18 protein-coding genes and 1 pseudogene are annotated in these 20749 nt (G+C 62.0%); 10 read left to right on the top strand and 9 right to left on the bottom strand.

Features of this window, described 5'->3' with window-relative positions:
- Nucleotide 1 precedes the first annotated feature (1 nt).
- Nucleotides 2-1114, bottom strand: a complete 1113-nt coding sequence (locus C0058_RS04375) for an efflux RND transporter periplasmic adaptor subunit (RefSeq protein ID WP_102368098.1) — start codon at nucleotides 1112-1114, stop codon at nucleotides 2-4.
- Between the two features lie 18 nt (nucleotides 1115-1132).
- Nucleotides 1133-2356 carry a TolC family protein gene (locus C0058_RS04370; protein ID WP_102368097.1) on the bottom strand — a complete coding sequence of 408 codons (1224 nt, stop codon included), beginning with the start codon at nucleotides 2354-2356 and terminating at the stop codon, nucleotides 1133-1135.
- 161 nt (nucleotides 2357-2517) lie between these two features.
- Here C0058_RS04370 and C0058_RS04365 point away from each other — a divergent pair, with 161 nt between their 5' ends.
- Complete coding sequence (locus C0058_RS04365; RefSeq protein ID WP_008437506.1) at nucleotides 2518-3192, top strand: heavy metal response regulator transcription factor; 675 nt, start codon at nucleotides 2518-2520, stop codon at nucleotides 3190-3192.
- 3 nt (nucleotides 3193-3195) lie between these two features.
- Here C0058_RS04365 and C0058_RS04360 read toward each other — a convergent pair whose 3' ends face one another.
- Nucleotides 3196-4101: a cation diffusion facilitator family transporter gene (locus C0058_RS04360; protein WP_008437507.1), complete on the bottom strand. Its 906-nt coding sequence runs from the start codon at nucleotides 4099-4101 to the stop codon at nucleotides 3196-3198.
- A gap of 217 nt (nucleotides 4102-4318) precedes the next feature.
- Between C0058_RS04360 and C0058_RS04355 the strand changes: the two genes are divergently transcribed.
- Nucleotides 4319-5689 carry a gluconate:H+ symporter gene (locus C0058_RS04355; RefSeq protein ID WP_008437508.1) on the top strand — a complete coding sequence of 457 codons (1371 nt, stop codon included), beginning with the start codon at nucleotides 4319-4321 and terminating at the stop codon, nucleotides 5687-5689.
- 105 nt (nucleotides 5690-5794) lie between these two features.
- On the opposite strand, the gene C0058_RS04350 is transcribed toward C0058_RS04355, so the two are convergent.
- Nucleotides 5795-7078 (bottom strand): MFS transporter, encoded by a 1284-nt coding sequence (locus C0058_RS04350; protein WP_102368096.1) that lies wholly within the window; start codon nucleotides 7076-7078, stop codon nucleotides 5795-5797.
- Between the two features lie 188 nt (nucleotides 7079-7266).
- On the opposite strand from C0058_RS04350, the gene C0058_RS04345 reads away from it, so the two are divergent.
- Nucleotides 7267-8685 carry a short-chain fatty acid transporter gene (locus C0058_RS04345; protein ID WP_008437512.1) on the top strand — a complete coding sequence of 473 codons (1419 nt, stop codon included), beginning with the start codon at nucleotides 7267-7269 and terminating at the stop codon, nucleotides 8683-8685.
- 23 nt (nucleotides 8686-8708) lie between these two features.
- On the opposite strand, the pseudogene C0058_RS04340 reads toward C0058_RS04345, so the two are convergent.
- Both C0058_RS04340 and C0058_RS04335 read right to left on the bottom strand, forming a co-directional pair.
- Nucleotides 8709-9052 (bottom strand): annotated as a pseudogene (locus C0058_RS04340) (DUF86 domain-containing protein).
- Nucleotides 9049-9339, bottom strand: a complete 291-nt coding sequence (locus tag C0058_RS04335) for a nucleotidyltransferase family protein (RefSeq protein ID WP_003214393.1) — start codon at nucleotides 9337-9339, stop codon at nucleotides 9049-9051. The pseudogene C0058_RS04340 and the gene C0058_RS04335 overlap by 4 nt, the downstream one beginning before the upstream one ends.
- 159 nt (nucleotides 9340-9498) lie before the next feature.
- Here C0058_RS04335 and acpA point away from each other — a divergent pair, with 159 nt between their 5' ends.
- From acpA to C0058_RS04320, 3 genes are all read left to right on the top strand, one after another.
- A complete protein-coding gene (gene acpA, locus C0058_RS04330) occupies nucleotides 9499-11199 on the top strand; it encodes an acid phosphatase (RefSeq protein WP_102368095.1) in 1701 nt (566 codons plus the stop codon).
- 122 nt (nucleotides 11200-11321) lie between these two features.
- Nucleotides 11322-12491, top strand: coding sequence for a hypothetical protein (locus tag C0058_RS04325; protein ID WP_003214388.1), 1170 nt, complete (start codon nucleotides 11322-11324; stop codon nucleotides 12489-12491).
- Nucleotides 12492-12662: 171 nt separating this feature from the next.
- Nucleotides 12663-13187, top strand: coding sequence for a hypothetical protein (locus C0058_RS04320; RefSeq protein ID WP_003214386.1), 525 nt, complete (start codon nucleotides 12663-12665; stop codon nucleotides 13185-13187).
- On the opposite strand, the gene can is transcribed toward C0058_RS04320, so the two are convergent.
- Nucleotides 13184-13828, bottom strand: coding sequence for a carbonate dehydratase (gene can, locus C0058_RS04315; RefSeq protein ID WP_003214385.1), 645 nt, complete (start codon nucleotides 13826-13828; stop codon nucleotides 13184-13186). The two genes, C0058_RS04320 and can, sit on opposite strands and share 4 nt — an antisense overlap.
- Nucleotides 13829-13978: 150 nt before the next feature.
- Here can and C0058_RS04310 point away from each other — a divergent pair, with 150 nt between their 5' ends.
- On the top strand, nucleotides 13979-14383 hold the full coding sequence (locus C0058_RS04310) for a serine kinase/phosphatase (RefSeq protein WP_102368094.1): 405 nt from the start codon (nucleotides 13979-13981) through the stop codon (nucleotides 14381-14383).
- A gap of 135 nt (nucleotides 14384-14518) precedes the next feature.
- On the opposite strand, the gene rimI is transcribed toward C0058_RS04310, so the two are convergent.
- The gene (gene rimI / locus C0058_RS04305) at nucleotides 14519-14971 is read right to left on the bottom strand and encodes a ribosomal protein S18-alanine N-acetyltransferase (RefSeq protein WP_003214382.1); all 453 of its coding nucleotides are present in this window, start codon (nucleotides 14969-14971) and stop codon (nucleotides 14519-14521) included.
- The gene (locus tag C0058_RS04300; protein ID WP_003214379.1) at nucleotides 14964-15701 is read right to left on the bottom strand and encodes a hypothetical protein; all 738 of its coding nucleotides are present in this window, start codon (nucleotides 15699-15701) and stop codon (nucleotides 14964-14966) included. The genes rimI and C0058_RS04300 overlap by 8 nt, the downstream gene beginning before the upstream one ends.
- A 206-nt stretch (nucleotides 15702-15907) precedes the next feature.
- On the opposite strand from C0058_RS04300, the gene mksB reads away from it, so the two are divergent.
- From mksB to mksF, 3 genes are read left to right on the top strand one after another with little or no spacing between them, the layout of a single operon-like run.
- A complete protein-coding gene (mksB, locus tag C0058_RS04295) occupies nucleotides 15908-17185 on the top strand; it encodes an Mks condensin complex protein MksB (protein ID WP_003214377.1) in 1278 nt (425 codons plus the stop codon).
- A complete protein-coding gene (mksE, locus tag C0058_RS04290; protein WP_003214375.1) occupies nucleotides 17175-17882 on the top strand; it encodes an Mks condensin complex protein MksE in 708 nt (235 codons plus the stop codon). The genes mksB and mksE overlap by 11 nt, the downstream gene beginning before the upstream one ends.
- On the top strand, nucleotides 17879-20719 hold the full coding sequence (gene mksF / locus C0058_RS04285; RefSeq protein WP_008437530.1) for an Mks condensin complex protein MksF: 2841 nt from the start codon (nucleotides 17879-17881) through the stop codon (nucleotides 20717-20719). The genes mksE and mksF overlap by 4 nt, the downstream gene beginning before the upstream one ends.
- Nucleotides 20720-20749 lie beyond the last annotated feature (30 nt).

The following is a 20749-nucleotide window of genomic DNA, read 5'->3' as shown; positions in this document are numbered from 1 at the left end:
GTCAATGGGCGTGCTCGGCCGAGGCCTTGCCCAACTCGGACTTGAGGATGAAGCTGCCGACGGTGGCCACCTGCGCGCCGGCGTCGAGGCCCTGGCGCACTTCGACGAAACCGTTTTCGCTGACGCCCAGTTCGATATGCCGGGTCATGAAGCCGTCGCTGGTGCGCACGAACACCGAGGGTTTGTCCTCGACGGTCTGGATCGCCTCCTGGGGGACGGTGACCTTGGCCGGGTAGGTGTCGGTGGCGACCTGCACGGAAACGAACAGCCCTGGACGCCACGAAGCATCAGGGTTCGGCACCGTGACGCGCACGGTGGCCGTGCGGGTCTGCTCCCCCAGCAAGTTGCCGACATAGGCCACGGTACCGAGCACTTCGGTGCCCATTTCCGAGGACGTGACCTTCACCGGTTTGCCGACCCGGACCTTGTTCAAATCCTTGGGGAAAACGCCGAAGGTGACCCACACCTGGGACAGGTCCGACAGGGTGAAGGCGTTGCTGGTCTCGCTCACCACTTCGCCGACACCCAGGTGTTTTTCCACCACCACGCCGTCGAACGGCGCCCGCAGTTCGTAGCGATTGCCACCAACCAATACGGCGCTGCCGCTCAGGGCGTTCATCTTTTGCCGGGCATTGTTCAGGGCGATTTCGGCCTCTTGCAGCGCCTGGCGCGCCAGCAGGTAATCCTGTTCGGCGGAGATCCTGTCCTGCCACAACTGGCGCTCGCGCTGGAAGGTGGTGCGGGCCAGTACCACCCGGCGCTCACTGGCCGCCAGTTCACTGCGCTGATCGGAAATCTGCTGGCTGGCGATCACCGCGAGCAGCTCGCCCTTCTTCACCGATTGGCCGAGGTTGACCTTCACCAACTCCACCACGCCGGCAGCACGCGGCACGATGTGGGAGGTGCGGTCTTCGTCGAAACGCACCTCGCCCGGCAGCGAAAGCACAGTGCTGATCTGCCGGGATTGCGCCGGGGCCAGTTGAATACCGGCGGCCTGGACCTGCTGTTCGGTCAGCTCGATCTTGCCTTCCTCTTCCGCCTCTGCCGCACCGCTGATGGCCGGCCACGCCAGCATCAGCGCAACGGCCAGCGCCATCCTGTGTTTGTTGTTCATGGAACGCTCCTGAAAAAATCAAAACCGGGCAAGGTCGCCGTAAATCCGTTCGATGCGCACCCAGGCTTCGGTGGCCTGGGCGGTCGCCGCGAGGTATTGGGTGCGGGCCGCAATCAAGGTGCGCTGGGCGTCGAGTACGTCGAGGAAGTTGAACTTGCCCATCTCGAAACCGCGGGTGGCGCTGTCCACCGCGCTTTGGGCGGCGGGCAGGATCTGTTGGTTGAACGAGCGCACTTCGGTATTCGCGGTTTGCCAAAGGTCCAGGGCCTGGCGGGTTTCGGTGCGCAGGCGCAGTTCGGTAGCGTTGCGCAGGTCGCGGGCCTGGTCGGCACGGCGACTCGCGGCCAGCACGTTGCCCTGGTTGCGGTTGAACAGCGGGATCGGCATCGACACGCCCACCACGTTGACCCGCTCGCGCACGCTGGCGTCGTATTGGCTGCCGATGGACACGTCGAGGTCGGGAATGCGCTGGGCTTTTTCCAGGCCCAGGGCCGCTTCGCCCTGGACGATTTGCAGCTCGGCCAGGCGCAGTTCGGCGGTCTGTTCCAGGCGCCCCAGCAACTGCGTGGGCGACGGTAACGCCGGGGCGGCCTGGGCTTGGGTGGCGACGGCCTGGAAATCGGTGCTGGCCGCGCCAGTACTGGCGGCGAGGCGCCGGTAGGCATCGGTCAGGCCCATCTGCGCGCGGTTGAATTCCAGGCGGATTTCCGAGAGTTGCACCTGGGCGCGGGTGGCTTCCACCGGGGACGTTTTGCCGGCGGTGACGCGACCATTGGCCACCACCAGGCCGCGCTCGGCCAATGCCACTGAGCGCTGGGCCAGGTCGAGGCGTTCCTGGGCGCGAAGTGCACCGTAGTAACCGTCGATGACCTCCGCTCGCAGACCGTTGCGGCGCTGTTCCAGGGTGAGTGCGGCCGCCTCCTGGGCACGGGTGGCGACATCAATCCGGGCGCCGCGCTTGCCACCCAGCTCCAGGGTTTGGCTCAGTTTTACGGTGGTGGTGCGCGAGTTGCGGCGGGTGTCTTCGGCGTCCCAGGAGGCCACCGGATTCGGGATCAAACCGGCCTGCTGGCGACCGCCTTGGGCGATGTCGATTTCCCACTGCGCAGCGGCCATGTCGGGGTTGTTGGCGAAGGCGGTTTGCAGGGCCGATTCGAGGGTCAGGGTTTGCGCGTTTGCGCCCTGGACCGTCATCAGCAACAGCACCGAAGCGCCGATAAACGTGCGGACAAAAGTTGGCATAACAAGAGTTCCATGCCCATGAATTAACAGGTGGGCAATGTAACTTTCGGTACTTATCAGAGGAGTGGCCAGAACATTACAAATCCGTTAGCAACGGCTCTGGCGCGGGCTTTTGCTTTAAGCTCCGGGCAACTTTTCCACTGCCCAGCGGGATCCTCGACATGCGTATTCTGGTTATCGAAGACGAACCTAAAACCGCCGATTATCTACATCAGGGATTGAGCGAAAGTGGCTATATCGTCGACTGTGCCGCCACCGGCGCCGACGGCCTGCATTTGTCTCGCCAGCACGCCTACGACCTGGTGATGCTCGACGTGAATTTGCCGTTGATGGATGGCTGGGACGTGCTGCAACGCATCCGCCAGAACAGCAGCACCCGCATCATGATGCTGACCGCCCAGGGCCGCCTCGCCGACCGGATCAAGGGCCTGGACCTGGGCGCCGATGATTACCTGGTCAAGCCGTTTGAGTTCCCCGAATTACTCGCGCGGGTGCGCACCTTGATGCGCCGCAGCGTGCATTCGCCGGTGCCGGATGTGTTGCGGGTGGCCGACCTGGAATTGGATCAGGGCCGCCACCGGGCGTTTCGCGGGTTGCAGCGCATCGACCTGACCACCAAGGAATTCGCCCTGCTGCACCTGCTGATGCGCCAGAGCGGCGTGGTGCTGTCGCGCACGCAAATTATCTCGTTCGTATGGGACATGAACTTTGATTGCGACACCAATGTGGTGGAAGTGTCGATCCGCCGCCTGCGGGCGAAGATCGATGACCCGTTCGAGCGCAAGTTGATCCATACCTTGCGCGGCGTGGGTTATGTGCTGGAAGACCGTGAGTGACGGTCAGGCGTGCACCTCGTCGTGCTCGTCGTGCTGAAAACCTTCGCCCTCGATCTGGATCGTGGCGTGGGAAATATCGAATTGTTCATGCAGTAACTCCGTCACCTGGCTGAGGATCTGTTGCTCGCTGCCTTGCGCCGAATCCGCCACCAGATGAGTACTCAGCACATTTTTGCCGCTGGTGAGGGCCCAGATATGCAGGTCGTGCACGTCCTTGACCCCGGGAACGCCGCGAATCGCCTGCTCCACCTTGTCGATATCAATGCCATCCGGCACACCTTGCAGCAGCACGTTCATGCTTTCCTTGAGCAGCGTCCAGGTGCGGGGCAACACCCAGAAGCCAATCGCTGCCGCCACCACCGAATCCACCCAGCCCCAGCCGGTGTACATGATCACCAGCGCCGCGATGATCACGCCGATGGAGCCGAGCATGTCACTCCAGACTTCCAGGTAAGCGCCCTTCACATTCAGGCTTTCGCCGCTGGCCGCACTCAGCAATCGCATGGAAATCAGGTTGACCACCAGCCCCAGCACCGCGATCACCAGCATGCCGGTGGACTGGATCTCGGCGGGCGCCTGCAAGCGTTGATACGCCTCATACAGGATGTAGAACGCCACGCCGAACAGCAGCAGCGCATTAAACGCTGCCGCCAGGATCTCGAAACGCGCATAGCCGAAGGTGCGCTTGCGGTCGGCGGCGCGCTTGGCGACCTGGATCGCCACCAGGGAAATCCCTAGCGCCAGGGCGTCGGTCATCATGTGCGCGGCATCGGACAACAGCGCCAGGCTGCCGGTGATAAAGGCGCCGATCACCTCGGCGATCATAAAGCTGCCGGTCAGTGCCAATGCGATCCATAACAGCCGTTCGTGGCCGGCGCGTACCTGGGCGTGGCTGTGTCCTGCGCTCATGAAATGTCCTCGTGGGTCGTGGTCCGGTTGATCATAGAGCTATAGGCCAAAACCACCGGCACGAGTTGCAAAATTGTCATCTCGCCGTCAGCTGAGCGTTAAGCCATACGCACCAAAATTGAACATGAACGCTCTGGAACCGTTGTATCAGGTATGCTTTTCGAGCAGGAAACAAAAAGAAACATATTAGCCAACCTGTTCGATAAGGAGTCCCGTTTTGGAGTTATCGACTGCCGCGTGGATGGTTCACGACACCCGCCTCATGTTCTGCGTATTACTGGCCATCGCCAGCATCATTGTGTTGATCAGCGCGACCAAGCTGCCGCCCTTCCTGTCGATCCTGATCGGTACGTTTATCGCAGGTGTCGGCGCGGGCTTGCCGCCGGAAGAAGTGGCCAAGGCCTTCAGCAAAGGCGCCGGGGCGATTCTCGGTGAAGCCGGGATCATCATTGCCCTGGGCTCGATGCTCGGCGCGTTGATGGCTGAGTCCGGCGCTGCCGACCGTATCGCCACCACCCTGCTGGGGTTGGGCAAGGGCAAGTCGTTGCCGTGGGTGATGGCGCTGGTGGCGATGGTGATTGGCTTGCCGCTGTTCTTCGAAGTGGGCCTGGTGATGATGGTGCCGATCATCTTTGTGATGGCCAAGCGTTCGAACCAGCCGCTGCTGAAAATCGCAATTCCGGCGCTGGCGGGGATGACCACCCTGCACGCCTTGATGCCACCGCATCCGGGGCCGCTGATTGCGGTCAGCGCGTTGCACGCCGACCTGGGCCTGACCATGTTGCTGGGCTTCTGCCTGGCGGTACCGGCCGTGATTCTGGCCGGCCCGTTGTACGGCAACTGGCTGTCCAAGCGCATGCACGTGGACGAGCCGGCCGACATTGGCGCGCTGTTCAGCGCACCGCCCAAGGCGCCGCGCCAGCCGAGTTTTGGTGTGTCGCTGCTGATCATCCTGTTGCCGGTAATCCTGATGCTCGGCAGCACCCTGGCCAAGGTTGCCATGTCGCCGGAAAGCCCGGTGGCACTGACCTTGAAGTTCCTCGGTGAGCCGTTGATCGCGCTGGGCCTGGCGGTGATTGCCGCGGTGATTTGCCTGGGCTGGGCCAGCGGCATGCCGCGGGCCGATGTCGGCAACACCCTGCGCAAGGCGCTGGCGCCGATCGCGGTGCTGCTGCTGACCATCGGCGCCGGTGGCGGGTTGAAGCAAACCCTGCTGGATGCCGGCGTGAGCCAGACCATCAGCAAGGTGGCCGAAGGCGCGCACATGCCTTACCTGTTGCTGGCCTGGTTGATTGCGGTGGCGCTGCGTCAGGCCACGGGGTCGGCGACCGTCGCCACCACGACAACGGCGGGCATCCTCGCGCCGATGATGGCGGGATTGGCGGCGACGCAAAGCTCACTGGTCGCCCTGGCGATTGGTGCCGGCTCGGTGTTCTTCTGCCACGTCAACGATGCCGGCTTCTGGATGGTGCGCGAATACTTCGGCTTGCAACTGAAGCAGACGATCTGGGTGTGGTCGGTGTTGCAGACCATTGTGTCGGTGGTGGGCCTGGTGGGCACATTGCTGATGTGGCACTTCCTGACGTAATGATCGTTCCCACGCTCCGCGTGGGAATGCATCCGTGACGCTCCGCGTCACACGAGCCGACGCGGAGCGTCCAGTGAGGCGTTCCCACGCAGAGCGTGGGAACGATCAGGTGGGTAGGCGCTTGCCAAAATGCGCCGCACTCACTGCGCCCACCGCGCCCATCGCCACGCAATACCCCACGCAGATCCACGGGCTGGTCGGCATCAACGCGATCAACATCAGCGGCGTGGTACTCGCCCACAGCGCATAGGCAATGTTGTAGGTGAAGGAAATCCCCGACACCCGCACCTGCGCCGGGAACAGGTTGACCATCACCGACGGCACCGCGCCCACCACCCCGCAACTCAAGCCGGCAATTGCATACGCTGCGCCCAGCCACACGCCACCGGCAATCAGGCTCGCATAGAGCACGGCAATCCCCACCGGCAGAAGCAGGCTATAGACCAACACCGCACGCCAGGCGCCGATGCGGTCCACCAGCAGCCCGGCCAACACGCAACCGATATTCAGGAACACGATGCCCAACGCGCTCAGGGCGAAGGTGTGGCTGGGGCTCATGCCGAAGGTTTTCTGCATCATGGTCGGGGTGATCACCACCAGTACGACGACGGCCGAGGTGAGCACGCAGGTGAGGATCATCGCCGGCAGCAGCGCGCTGCGATGTTCCCGCAGGACGGTACGCAGCGGCAGTTCGGCGCCGGCCTGGCGACGGGCCTGCATTTGCAGGAACACCGGGGTTTCGCTGAGCCAGCGCCGCAGCCAGACACCGATCACGCCGAACACGCCGCCGAGCAGGAACGGGAAGCGCCAGGCGTAGTCGAGGATTTCGGCCGGGGTGAAGACTTGCGCCAGCAGCGTCGCCGTCAGCGCGCCGAGCAGGTAGCCGAAGGTCAGCCCGGCCTGGAGGAAGCCCAGGGCATAACCACGATGGTTGTCCGGAGCGTGTTCGGCGACAAACACCCAGGCGCTGGGCACTTCCCCGCCCACTGCCGCACCCTGGAGGATGCGCAGCGCCAGCAGGATCAACGGTGCGAAATAACCGATGTGTGCGTAGGTGGGCATGATGCCGATCAGCAGGCACGGCAGCGCCATCATCAGGATGCTCAGGCTGAACACCCGTTTGCGCCCCAGGTGATCGGCGAAGTGTGCCATCAGGATTCCGCCCAGCGGGCGCGCGAGGTAGCCGGTGACAAAGATGCCGAAGCTTTGCAGCAGGCGCAGCCACTCGGGCATTTCCGGCGGGAAAAACAGCTGGCTGAGGGTGAGCGCGAAAAATACGAAGATGATGAAGTCGTAGATTTCCAGGGCCCCGCCCAGGGCGGCCAGGCCCAGGGTTTTGTAGTCGGAGCGGGAGAAACGCTGCGCCTGTGGATAAGAGGTGGCAGTCATGGAAAAGCTCGGCAGACAAACGAAATGGACTGCAGGTTATGAGCTGGGCCCGGTGATGGCAATCTCGCCGGATATATTTGCTTTACTCATTGATCAATGAAGATAACTACATTCCCAAATGAATAGCCGTAGAGGAACATGCAGCAAAACTGCCGCCCCCATAATAAATACAAATAGAGGTACTGAACGTGGCCGATGCTATCGAAGACAGCCGCTACGCCCGATTCGCCCTGCGTTGTTCAAACTTCGCCGAGCGCTGGTTCCCTGACTCCTGGGTGTTTGCCGCCCTCGCCGTGATCATTGTCGCCGTGGCGACCCTGGGCATGGGCGCCGCGCCGACCGAGGCCGCCAAGGCGTTTGGTGACGGTTTCTGGAGTTTGATCCCGTTCACCATGCAAATGGCCTTTGTGGTGATTGGCGGTTACGTGGTCGCCAGCTCCCCGCCCGCCGTGAAATTGATCGACCGCCTGGCGCGCATCCCGAAGAACGGCCGTTCTGCCGTGGCCTGGGTGGCGCTGATTTCGATGGTCGCCTCGTTGCTCAACTGGGGCCTGTCCCTGGTGTTCGGTGGTTTGCTGGTGCGTGCGCTGGCCCGGCGTACGGATTTGCGCATGGATTACCGCGCGGCCGGTGCTGCGGCCTACCTCGGCCTGGGTGCCGTTTGGGCGCTGGGGCTGTCGTCGTCAGCGGCGCAGTTGCAGGCCAACCCGGCCAGTTTGCCGCCGTCGATCCTGTCGATCACCGGGATGATCCCGTTCACCGACACCATCTTTCTGTGGCAGTCCGGCGTGCTGTTGCTGGCGCTGATCGTGGTGTCGCTGATCATCGCCTACGCCACCGCGCCCGGCCCGAACTCCGCCCGTGACGCCAAGGCTTGCGGTATCGACCCGGCCTTCAACATGCCCAAGCCGCAACCGCCGACCCGTCCGGGCGAGTGGCTGGAGCACAGCCCGTTGCTGACCATCCTGCTGGCGTTGCTGGCCGCCGGTTGGTTGTTCCATGAATTCTCGACCAAGCCGGCGATCAGCGCGATCTCGGGGCTGAACACCTACAACTTCCTGTTCCTGATGGTCGGTGCCCTACTGCACTGGCGTCCGCGCAGTTTTCTCGATGCGGTGGCCCGTGCGGTACCCACCACCACCGGGGTGCTGATCCAGTTCCCGCTATATGGCTCGATTGCCGCGCTGATGACCGTGGTGAAAGGCAGTGACGGCGCGACCCTGGCGCACCATATCTCGACCTTCTTCACCTCGATCGCGTCCCACGACACCTACGCGCTGTTGATGGGCGTGTACTCGGCGGTGCTGGGCTTCTTCATCCCGTCGGGCGGCGGCAAGTGGATCATCGAGGCGCCGTACGTGATGCAGGTCGCCAATGACCTGGAATATCACCTGGGCTGGGCGGTGCAGATCTACAACGCCGCCGAAGCGCTGCCGAACCTGATCAACCCGTTCTATATGCTGCCGCTGCTGGGCGTGCTGGGGTTGAAGGCGCGGGACTTGATCGGTTTTTCGTTTGTGCAGCTGCTGGTGCATACGCCGCTGGTGTTGTTCCTGCTGTGGGCGTTGGGCACGACGCTTAAATATTTGCCGCCGGTGATGCCTTAATTATCTGAAGCTGCACCCGCTCTTCAGGCGGGTGCGGCTGGCAGGTTGTTCAGCAGCTCAGGTAGCGCGTGCTGAACCGTGTCCCATACCACTTCAAGATTTATGTCGAAGTAACCATGGGCAATCCGGTTGCGCATCCCGCGCATACTGCGCCAAGGCACCTGCGGTTGGGCGGCTGCAAACTCTGGATGTTGATCCATTATTTTGGTCGACGCTTCGCCGATGATGATCAAACTCATGATCACGGCTTGTTGGGTACGCTTGTCTTCAAAAACTCAGGTTTGCTCACCCCTTCGGCAAAGGTGATCGCGTCGGACGATGCCTGGCGCATGTGCTCCAGGTAGTCGCCAATCCGATTTGAGATCATACGGGCCGGGCCTCAGCCAAGACTTGAGCACGAAACTTCAGAGGCAGATCGCCAGGCGTCAGCAAATCGACGTTTACCCCGAGCAAGTCTTCCAACTCCACCTGCAGCCCACCAAGGTCAAAAAGGGTCGCTCCCGGTAGCGCATCAACCAGTAAATCGAGATCACTGCCGTCTTTATCAGTCCCCAACAAAACGGACCCAAACACCCTTGGGTTGGAGGTATGGAAACGTCCTACTACTTCACGCACGGCAGCCCTCTTGAGATCCAGGGCAGTTGAAGGTTTCATGGGGCACCTCTGCGGTATGCAATATCGGGCCAGTCTAGCAGTGCTTGGGATCAGGAAGCATGCCCACATGATCACACCGCTGTCTTCGTTCCGTCACATTCCATTGCTACCGTTCCGGCGAAACATATTGCAACAACTAACCCGCATGGACTCCCAGCAATGAGCGACGAGCACAAAGACCGCCCTTCCCAAGACATTGAAGCCAAACCGCCAGTCGACACCAGCCGGCGGCGCTTCCTGGGAGGCGCGGCCGTGCTGGGCGTGGGTGCGACCCTGAGTGCCTGCGGCAATACCAGCGAGGCACCCGGCAAGCCGGTGGATCGCCCGCTGACGCCGCAAGAGCTGGACAAGGCCTTGCACGAACAGGTTAAAACCGTGGTGGTGATCTACGCCGAAAACCGCAGCTTCAACAACCTGTTTGCGGATTTCCCCGGGGTCGAGAAACCATTGTCGGCCCTCGCCCCTGCGGACTATCAGCAGCGCGACCGCGACGGCAGCCTGCTGAGCACCCTGCCCCCGACCTGGGGCGGCGTGTTGCAAATCGGCCCGCAGACCGTCGATGGCGTGACCTACCCCAGCGAAGTGCAATACCAGGAAAACCTGCCTAACGCCCCCTACGCCTTGAAGGGCCCGAACGGCGAAGACCAGCCCCTGAGCCTGGTCACCCGGGATTTGTGGCACGTGTTCTATCAGAACCAGATGCAGATCAATGGCGGTAAAAACGATGCGTTCGTCGCCTGGGGCGACTCCGGCGGCCTGCTGATGGGCCATTACGCCCAGAGCCGTTACGCCCTGCGCTTGTGGGACGTGGCGAAGGAGTTTGTGCTTTGCGATAACTTCTTCCAGGGCGCGTTTGGCGGCTCGTTCCTCAACCACCAATACCTGATCAGCGCCACCCCGCCGGTGTACCCAAACGCTGCGCAATCGGTGGCCAAGGCACAGATCGCCACGCTGCAAAGCGACGACCCGACCGACCCGCGCCTCAAGCCTCTGGACAAGTCCCCGGCCAGCGCCATGACCGGCCCGCCGCAATTCGGCCCCAGCGCACTGACCCCGGACGGTTTCGGCGTGAACACCCTGGCCCCGCCTTACTGGCCTACCTGGATTCGCGACCCCGAGCGCCCGGATTACTCCAAGCCCGACTTGCCTAACGTGCTGGTGCCACAAACCCACGAGCACATCGGCGACAAACTGTCGAAAAAGAACGTCGACTGGGCCTGGTACGCCGGTGCGTGGCAAGCAACGCTGGATCAGTTCAAGGACTCGGGCGGCATTCCGAAGATTCCGAACTTCCAGTACCACCACCAGCCCTTCAACTACTTCAAGCAGCAAGGCCCGGAAAACCCGGCTGAGCGCAATAAACGCCTGCGCGATGGCGGCCTGGGGGATGACGTCAGCACCAACAAGTTCTTCGCCGATGCCCAGGCCGGCAAGCTGCCTGCGGTGACCTTCTACAAACCCCAGGGCAACCTGAATATGCACGCCGGTTACGCCGACGTCGCTTCGGGCGACCGGCATATCACCCGCGCCTTGAAGGTGCTGCAGGAAAGCCCGCAGTGGAAGAACATGGTGGTGATCGTCACCGTCGATGAAAACGGCGGCTGGTGGGACCACGTTGCACCGCCAAAAGGCGATCGTTGGGGCCCGGGCACGCGGATTCCGGCACTGGTGGTCTCGCCGTTCGCGCGCAAGGGCACGGTGGACCATACCGTCTACGACACCGCGTCGATCCTGCGTCTGATCACCCGGGTGTTCCAGCTGGAAACCCTCGACGGGCTCAAGCAGCGTGACGACGCCATGACCGCGCGCGGCCAGAAGCCCATGGGGGATTTGAGCAACGCCCTGCACTTCAAGGTGTAGACGCACTTGCTCAAAAGCGACAAGCGCGCAGTTTTTCTACGCGCTTTTCCCGGTCAACCGCTACTGTGTGAGGGTGGGCATTCACCCCGCGCAGACGGGCTTTCGCTGACAGGGAACCATCCATGTTCAAACTCACCAGGTTGTCCTTCACCCTGGCCGCACTGACCTTGAGTGCGGTCGTACAGGCTGATATCACCGTACCGCTGGGTACCCCGCAACGGGTCACCCAGTTGTTCGCGTACCCGAACAATTGCAGCGTCATCTGTTTTCGTCCCTGGACGCTGGAACAGACCGTCGAGCACTACCTGAACCAGAGCCTGCAACGCGACGGTTACAGCCGGGCCAAAGTCAGCGTCAAAACCGAGCATGACCAGGTGCTGGCCACGTTCAGCGGCGTGCCAGACGGTTATGGCCAGCCGTTGACCACCTTGCTCGATACCGCCGACCTGGCTTACCAGGGCGCCAGCAAACTCAATGGTGATGGCAAATGGCAGTTCAACTGGTACCTGTTCCTGCCGCTGGGCATGGCCCTGGAAAACCGCAAGAGCATCGAGCTGCTGCACTTCCCGCCGGATTATTCCCTGACCCACTTCCAGGACTACCTGGAGTCGGCCACCACCGACCGCTGGGCGACCTTGCTCACGGCCAACGGCATCCCGGCGACCCAGACGCCGGAATACCAGACCATCATCGACATCGCCCCGATCGCCGCCCCTGCCACGGCGGGCAAGGACCTGGAAGGTGTGTACGGTTACTTCACCGACTATCAGACCCGGATGGTCAAGGAGCTGAGCCAGCACGCGGGCGGCGCGTTGCCGATGGTGGCCTTCGGCGCGCCGGTGCGCAGCTGGATCAAGCAGCAATACGGGCAAACCGTTGCCGTACTGGGCCTGGCGCAAATCAGCCCGGCCGTCGGGAGCCAGGTCGCCGTACTGGGTGCCAATCACCCGAGCTACATCTGGTATGCCGCCAACCCCGACACCTACGACGGTGACGAGCAAAAGGCCGACGAGGCCGGTTTGAAGGTGATGGGCCAGGACTTGAGCGCCGCCTGCTGGCAGGCCTCGATGGGCCAGAAGCCCGCCAGCGATCCGAATGTGCAGCTCAAAGGCTGCATGAACACCTGGCAGGTAACGCGCAAGGAGCAGACCTGCGAACTGTTCTACACCTCTATCCGCGAGCTGACGCCCGATCAAGCGAACGCCAAGTGTGCCCAGCCGGCGATCAAAACCCAGCTGAGGCAATTGAAAAGCGCAGTGCCAGAACCGGCGATTGAAGCACCGGCGCTCTGAAGCAGGCTGCAAGAAGGGCGTTTTCCTACATAAAAGATAGCCAATTTCTACTGTCAGATTTGACAGTAGAAATTGGTTCCCACTTAAGCGAGTCTTGAGCCGCGCCCATCCGCTGCAAGACTGGCAGTCAAGACACCACCGGCAGGTCGATGCAGCCCCTCCTGGAGAGTCATGAAAACTCAAGCCATGGACAAGGCTAAAACCGCTGTGAGCAAGTGTCTTTACCCGTTCGCGACCGCCCTCGCCGAACACGGCTACCCCCGCGCTCGCGACTATGAAGTGGTGCGTACCCGAGACGGTTCAGGCGACGGAATCAAGACCCGCGTCGCCTTTGACAGCCGCCTGTGCATCGCCAGGGTGTCCGGCTACGCATTGAATGAGCGGCGCCTGCATACGGTGCAGATGTCCTCGCGTATCCACTTGTACGACCCGTGGTTCAGCGGCCTGCTTTCGCACTCGTGCAACCCGAACGCGTTTCTCGACATGACATACCTGGAACTGTGGTCCGTTCAGCCCATTCCCGCTGGTGCCCTGCTGACCATGGATTACGCCCACACCGAGGACGTATTGTTCCGACAGTTTCGCTGCCAGTGCGGCGAGCTCAACTGCCGGGGCTGGATCACCGGCATGAAGGAGCCGTTGAATCCCGAGGGTCAGCAATTCATGGAGCAGTGGCGCGAACGCAAAAGCCCTTAGACCGCACCCAGCGGGCGCAGGCGGTATTGCGGCGGCAGTTGCTCGAAGCCACTGATGGTGGTGTTCAGGCTTTTCCAGCGGCCGTCCTTGATCCCGTAAATGCAGCCATGAACCGACAGGCTCTGCCCGCGGTGCCAAGCGTTCTGCACGATGCTGGTGTGGCCGACGTTGGCCACCTGCTGGATCACGTTCAGTTCGCACAGGCGGTCTACGCGTTCCTCTTCCGTGGGCAACTGGGCCAGCACGTCGCGGTTTTCGTAGTACAGGTCACGGATGGTGCGCAGCCAGCCGTCGATCAGGCCCAACTGGTTGTCCTGCATCGAGGCGCGTACGCCACCGCAGCCATAGTGGCCGGTCACCAGGATGTGTTTGACCTTGAGCACGTCGACTGCGTACTGGATCACCGACAGGCAATTGAGGTCGGTGTGCAATACCACGTTGGCCACGTTGCGGTGCACAAACAGGTCGCCAGGCAGCATGCCGACGATCTCGTTGGCCGGCACGCGGGCGTCGGAACAGCCGATCCACAGGTATTCCGGGGTTTGCTGGCGGGCGAGCTTGGCGAAGAATTCGGGATCTTCCTGTTTGATCGCATCCGCCCAGCGTTCGTTGTTATCAAGCAAGTCTTGTAGTTCGTTCATCAGGGAAAGCCTCAGGAATGATGCGCAGTTTTGACACTCGACCGCCCGTCCGGGTCACGCCAACAATAAAGATAGCCGGCGGCAATTTCTTGAATCTTGGGGAGCCATGCCTGTCCACACACTATAAGCCCCACAGTATGAGGAATCGCCATGACTGAATCACGACGTCCCTACGGCGCTACACAGCCGGAACCGATTGATGACAACGAAGATCGCATGGGCGAAATGCGCGAGCTGGATTTTGACAAGGAGGAGCCGACTGCGGAAATCGGCGACGAAATTCCGCCTCGGGAGCGTGAGCACCTGATGCCCGACGAACGGGTGCGCGAAGCCGGGATGACCGGTGCTTCCACTGACGATCATGATTCAACCGATGATGACATGAGCCCGGAAACGCTGATCCATGAGGATGGTGCGCGGGATGCGCAGGAAGCAGGTGAAGACCATCCGGCGGATTACGATTTGAGTATCGTCGATGAAGACGAGATCGGCGGCGGCAATGGCCTGGATGAGGCCGAGTTGGCCGATGTCGATCCAGTAGACGGCAACCGCTGACACCCTGCCGAACTGAATGTGGGAGCGGGCTTGCTCGCGAAGGCGGTGTGTCAGTCATTACATCTGGCGACTGGACCATCGCCTTCGCGAGCAAGCCCGCTCCCACCAAGCCCGCTCCCACATTGGGCCCTGTGTTTAGTCGACCAGGGTGCAGGCCATCACCACCGCATCTTCGCGGCCACCGACGGCGGGGTAATAATCCCGCCGACGGCCAATTTCGTTGAAACCATAACGCTCGTACAGCCGGAACGCGCCGGTGTTGCTGTCGCGCACTTCCAGGAAACATTCCCGCGCCTTGGCCTCGTAGGCCCGGGACATCAGGTGCTCCAGCAAGCTCAAGCCCAGGCCACGGCCCTGGTTTTCCGGCTTGACGGTGATGTTCAGCAAATGCGCTTCATCGAGGATGATCTGCACCACCCCGTGGCCCACCTGCTGCTCACCTTCGAACATCAGCCAGATCTGGTACTTGCCCAGCCCGTCGAGAAAAATCCCGCGGGTCCAGGGGTGGCTGAACGCTGCGTATTCGATCTTCAGTACAGCGTCGAGGTCCGCCTCGGTCATCGGGCGGAAGGATAAAGCTTCACTCATCGGTACTTTTCCAGCGCGCCATCAGCCGGCGCATGGCTTGCCAGACATCAGCCTTACGCTGTGGCTCTTCCATTAATAGTTCCAGGCCCGGCAGGGCCCAGACGGAGCCCAGGCCTTCGACCTGCAGTTCGCGGTACCAGGCCTCGGCATTCGCTTCGCCGGCAAAACGCACGGCGGGCAGGCCGATCAGCCACAGGCACACGCAGGGTTCGTCTTCCAGGCGCGCCGAGACAAAACCTTGCACAAAATCCCGTGCAGCTTCCGGGCCCTGGTCCATGGTGCCCCGGGCCAGCAGCGGCCAGCGCACCGGCTCGCCAACGATTTGCGGACTGTCGGGCAGGCCGGCGGCGCGCAACATGTCCTTGAGCAGCAGATAGGCCGGGTCGCGGGCCTGGAAGCGCTCGCCTGTGGGTAACTCCACCAGCAGCAGGCATCGCCCGGCCCGCAGCAGTTGCAGGGCAAAGCGTGGCGGCGGTACGACCGGAGCCTTGACCACGGCAGGCGCCTCTTCGGCGACGACCGGCTTGGCCACCGGCGACGGGCGCGGCACTTCGACCTTTGGCCGGACCACCGGGGTTTCTGCCACGGGCTTGACCAGCGGCACCGGCGCAGCCGCCTCCTCACCCGAAGGCTCGAAAGCCTCGAACGGTTCCGGGGCCTCCAACAGCTCGGGCCGCGAAGGGGCGGCGAACGGTAATTCAGTGCGCGGCAGCCAGTTGACCACCTGCATGGCGGTCAAGTAAGCGCGACGTCGGGACTCGATAAGCAAAGGTCGGCCACTTGTGGATAACTAAAGAACAGGGATTCTACCGCCCTTCGACGAAGATCGCCCGCAGTTGATCGCTCCGGTGAGCGCCTCACGACCGGCTGTGGATAAATCCCGGCACCGATGCAGTACAATCGCTGCTTTTAATCGCTAACCAGCCGGCCATTCCGATGATCGAACCCAAGCGCGTCTTGCGCGCCCTCGCCGAACACTGGGCCCTGCTTGAGCCACTGTGCGAACACTTCGACCAAGGCACCCTGAGCCTCAGCGAACTGCGCGCCCAGCTGGCCGCCCAACAACTGGACAGCACGCCACAGGACATCACCAGCCTGCTGGACGTGTGGATTCGCCTGGATATCCTGGTGCCTGTCGCCAAGAGCCCGAACCGTTTCGAGCTCAACGCACAGATCCACGACTTCCTGGCGTATCTTCGCAAGGAGCACCGGCTAGGCCTGTGCCTGGAAATCGAAGCCTACCTGCGCCACCTTGAGCGCCTGGCGGGTTATATCCAGGACGCCTTCGACATCCGCGACGGCCATGACCTGGCGCGCCAATTGCGCCTGCTGGACATGCGCGTGCGCGACGTGCTGAAAAAACTCGCCAACGACGAACAGGCCCTCGCTGCCGTGGCCGATCGCGCCAAGACCAGCGACCGGCAGATCCCGTTGCGCCAGCGCTACGCCGAAGTACTGGCGACCTGGGACGAATACGTCGAGCCGATGATTCAACTGGTGAACGCCGACGGCGCCTTCGAACAAGGCGTGCGCAAGGTGGAAAACGTACTGTTGCGCATGCTCACCGAGCAGCAGCGCCTCGGCCACCTGGTGGACGACGACATGCTGCTGCGCACCCACGCGCGCATCCTCGAAATGCAGACCAGCGCCCAACTGACCTTGCGTCACGCCCGGGAACTGCTGCTGCCGTTGCGGGAAGAAGCACGCCGGCACAACGCCGTGACCCGGGGCGCGGCGCTGGCCTTGTCGGCGATTCGCCGCAAGGGCCTGGACGCGGTGCCGCAAGCGGCGATGCCGATGTTCACCCGGCCGCAAAGCACATTTCTCGGCAGTGCCAGCCAGGTCGAAGCCTACGTGTACGCCCTGGCCAACTTCGAACCGAAGCCGGCGCGTTTCCCCAAGGCGCACAAATCCCACAAGGGCGAAGCCCCTCGCGCACCGCGCACGGTCAAGGAAATGCTCGAGCGCTGTGAAGACGCGCTGCCGATGCCGGACCTGATGACCTGGCTGCTGGAGCAGGAACCGGACGGCGCAACCGACGAGTTGCTGTACTGGTTCTCACGCCTGTCGCGGGAAAAACGCTTCAAGCGTGAACGTCTGGAACGACGGGATTACCACACTCACGAGCACCAGGTCAGCCTGCGCTCATTCGCCCTGCTTCCAGCCAGTATTGATACGGCCGGGAATTCTGCGAGCACCCCTCATGCATCTTGATCTATCCGAACTGTCCCAGCTGGCGCCGATCTTTCGCGAGCTGTTCAAGGGTTACCACGTCAGCCGCCGCGACCCGGAGCTGTACGCCCAACTGTCGAACTTCCAGGACCAGTACCGCACGTTGTTCAAGGCCCTGGGCTTTGAGTTGGTGTGCGACACGCGGGGTTTCTACTACTTCGTGCCGGACTCGGCCGTGGCCGCCGCGCAGGTCAACAAGACCGCCCAGCGCCTGGCGTTGTTCACCTTCATCATCGTCGAGCACCTGGCCGACCAGGGCCGCGACCCGATCGCCGTGCTCGACGGTGGCAGCCTGGGCCGTGACGAACTGCCGTCGTTGCTGGAAAAGTACCGCGACCTGTTTATCCAGGCCGAAGTGCAGACCGTCGAGGAACTGGAAGAAAAAATCATGCGCCGCATGACCCAGCTGGGTTTTGCCGGTGAAGAGAACGGCATCTACCGCTTCCTGCCGCCGATGCACCGCTTCCTCGATGTGTGCCTCTCGGTCCAGCAAGACCGCGACCTGGCCGCGAGCATCCACAGCGTATTGCCGTTGCCGGCCCCGGTGATCATCGACGAAGACAGCGATGAAAAACTGCTGAAGACCGATGACCCGCTGGACTTGAGTGACTTTGCAGAAGAAAGCGAAGAAGACGCCCTGGCCCGCGCCATTGCCGAAGAACAGGAGACCGACGCATGAGCAAGGAACGCTACGGCATTCGCCGCTTCGCCCTTTTGAACACCGCCGGTTACAGCCTGGGCCTGTTCCCGCTGGAAGAACCGCTGTCGGTATACGGCGCGAACAACCTTGGCAAATCGGCGTCGATCAACGCCTTGCAGTTCCCGATTCTGGCGCGCATGTCGGACATGAGTTTCGGCAAGTACACCCTGGAGCAATCCCGGCGTTTCTACTTTGCCACCGACACCAGCTACATCCTCGTGGAAGTCTCGCTTCCCCATGGCCCGCACGTGATCGGCGTGGTCGGTCGCGGCCCGGGCGGTGGTTTCGGTCACCAGTTCTTTGCCTACGCCGGCAAGCTGGACCTGGCGCACTACCAGAAGAACGACACCTGCCTGCGCCAGAAAGAGCTGTTCACCAACCTTGAGCGCGAAGGCCTGAAAGCCTATGAGCTCAAGCCCGATGAGCTGCGGCGTTTGCTGGTGGGCGGCCATACGTCGATCCCGCTGGACCTGACCCTGATTCCGCTGCGCTCCACCAGCGAGCAGAGCCTGAAGACCTTCCGCGCGCTGTTTATCAATTTGCTGCACATGCGGGAAATCACCGCGGCCAAGTTGAAGCAGCTGTTTCTGGATGCGTTCGAACACAGCCTGCGTTCCGGCAGTGTCGATTACATCGCGGCGTGCGAAGAAGCCTTCCGCGATGTACGACGCATGGAGCAGGACTACAACTCGCTGGTGGCTGCCGGCCCTCTGGTAGAAGCCTTGGCCAACGGCGTGAAGCAGCGGGACATTCTGCGGGGCAAGCTGCATCGCCTGTCACCGCTGCTGGATTCGTTGCTGGGCACCTGGTCGGACTACGCCAGTGCGCGCAAGGAAGAACTGACGATCCAGGCCGAGCATTACCGCAACGAGCAGGATTCGCTGCAGAACGACCAGCGCGGCGGCACTCAGGAGCTGATGCGCCTGGAGCGGGAAATCAGCGGGATTCAGCGCTGGCTGGGTGAGCTGTCGGTGCTCAAGCACCGCTTCGCGCTGGTGGATGACGTCAAGGTGCTGGAGCAGCAACTGCTGGCCGCCAAGGATGCTCACGATGAACTGGCCGGGGCCTTGGCGCAGTCGCGTCAGTTCAGCGCCGAGGATCTGGACGAACGTCTGCGGGACCTGGAAAAACGCCTGAAGTCGGTGAAGCAGCAACTCGATCACGCCGACAACAACAGCTACGCCAAGCTGCGGGAAGAATTCTCGCAGCAGGATGTCGAGCGTCTGATGCGCCTGTTCAACAGTTCGCTGTTCAGCTTGCCGCTGGGTGAGCATGGCATCACGCTGGACGAGGACGGCCTGTGGGTGAAATCCCTGGAGCAGATCCTTGATGGCTTCAAGGGCGAGCGTTTTGAAGTGCCGGGGCTGGCCATCGACATCTCGCACATTGAACCACCAGCGTTGCAGGCACTGGCTGACCGCGCCGCGTTGCGCGACCAGAAAGAGCGTCTGGAAAAAGAACTCAAGCAACTGAAAACCCAGCAAGCCGTGGCGGCCGACCGCGCGGCGAGCAAGACCCAGACTGAAGCGCTGTACCAACAGGTACTGGACGCGCAGAAGGCGCTGGAAGATTTCCGCCGTGCACAAACCCTGAGCGCCGAGGAAGGCGAGAAGCTGGAAAGCCTGGCGCAGATGGAAGCGGCCCAGGACGAATTGAAACGCTCCAGCGATGCGTTTACCGAGCGCGTCCAGCAACTGTCGGCCAAGCTGCAATTGGTAGGCAGGCAGATTGGTGATATGGAAGCCAAGCAGCGCACCCTGGATGACGCGTTGCGTCGTCGCCAGTTGCTGCCGGCAGACTTGCCGTTTGGTACGCCGTTCATGGACCCGGTCGACGATTCCATGGACAACCTGCTGCCGCTGCTCAATGACTACCAGGACAGCTGGCAAGGCCTGCTGCGCGCTGATGGCCAGATCGACGCGCTGTACGCACAGGTGCGCCTCAAGGGCGTGGCCAAGTTCGACAGTGAAGACGATATGGAGCGCCGCCTGCATCTGTTGATCAACGCTTACGCGCACCGTACCGATGAAGCGCTGACCCTGGGCAAGGCCCGGCGTGCGGCCGTCACCGATATCGCACGCACCTTGCGCAATATCCGCAGCGACTACGACAGCCTTGAGCACCAGTTGGCGTTGTTCAACCGCGAGATCAACAAGCGCCAGGTGTCCAACCTGCAGAGCTTCCGCATCGTGCTCGCGCCGAACAAGGAAGCCCTCAAGCATATCGACCAGATCATCCACAGTGCCGGCCAGTATGAAGAAGGCGAAACCCTCTCGGTGTTCGATCTGAGCCAGAGCGCCGAACAGGACAACAAAAACGAGGAGGCCAAGGAATACCTGGCGCGCCTGGTAGCGGCCAACCATAACCAGTTGGGCCTCAAGGACTTGTTCGAACTGGCGTTCGAGATCACCAAGGTCAACGGCCAGCCGATCATTCACACCGACATCGATGGCGCCGCCTCCAACGGCACCACCATGACCATCAAGGCGCTGACCAACATGTATTTGTTGCTGCACTTGATGGACCGCGACCAGGCCGGTCGTGTGCGCCTGCCGTACTATCTCGATGAGGCCGCGGACATCGATGAGAAGAACCAGGCAGCATTGCTGGAGACCAGCTTGCAACTGGGCTTCGTGCCGATTCTGGCGAGTGTGAAGCCGCAGGTTTCCGCCCAGGTGGCGATCGACTTGGAAGGCGGCAGCGGGCCGAACGGGATCTACATTGATGAAGCGGACTGGAAGTACATCCGTCGTCACGATGTGGTGAAGGCGACGGTGAATGTGCAGGCGGATGAGCCGGAGCTGGATGAGGTTTAATCAGTTGCGCTGAAATGCAAAAAGGCCGCG

Origin of the sequence: Pseudomonas sp. NC02 (assembly GCF_002874965.1) — a bacterium.
Lineage (GTDB): Bacteria > Pseudomonadota > Gammaproteobacteria > Pseudomonadales > Pseudomonadaceae > Aquipseudomonas.
This window is presented reverse-complemented; position numbering and strand designations above follow the sequence as displayed.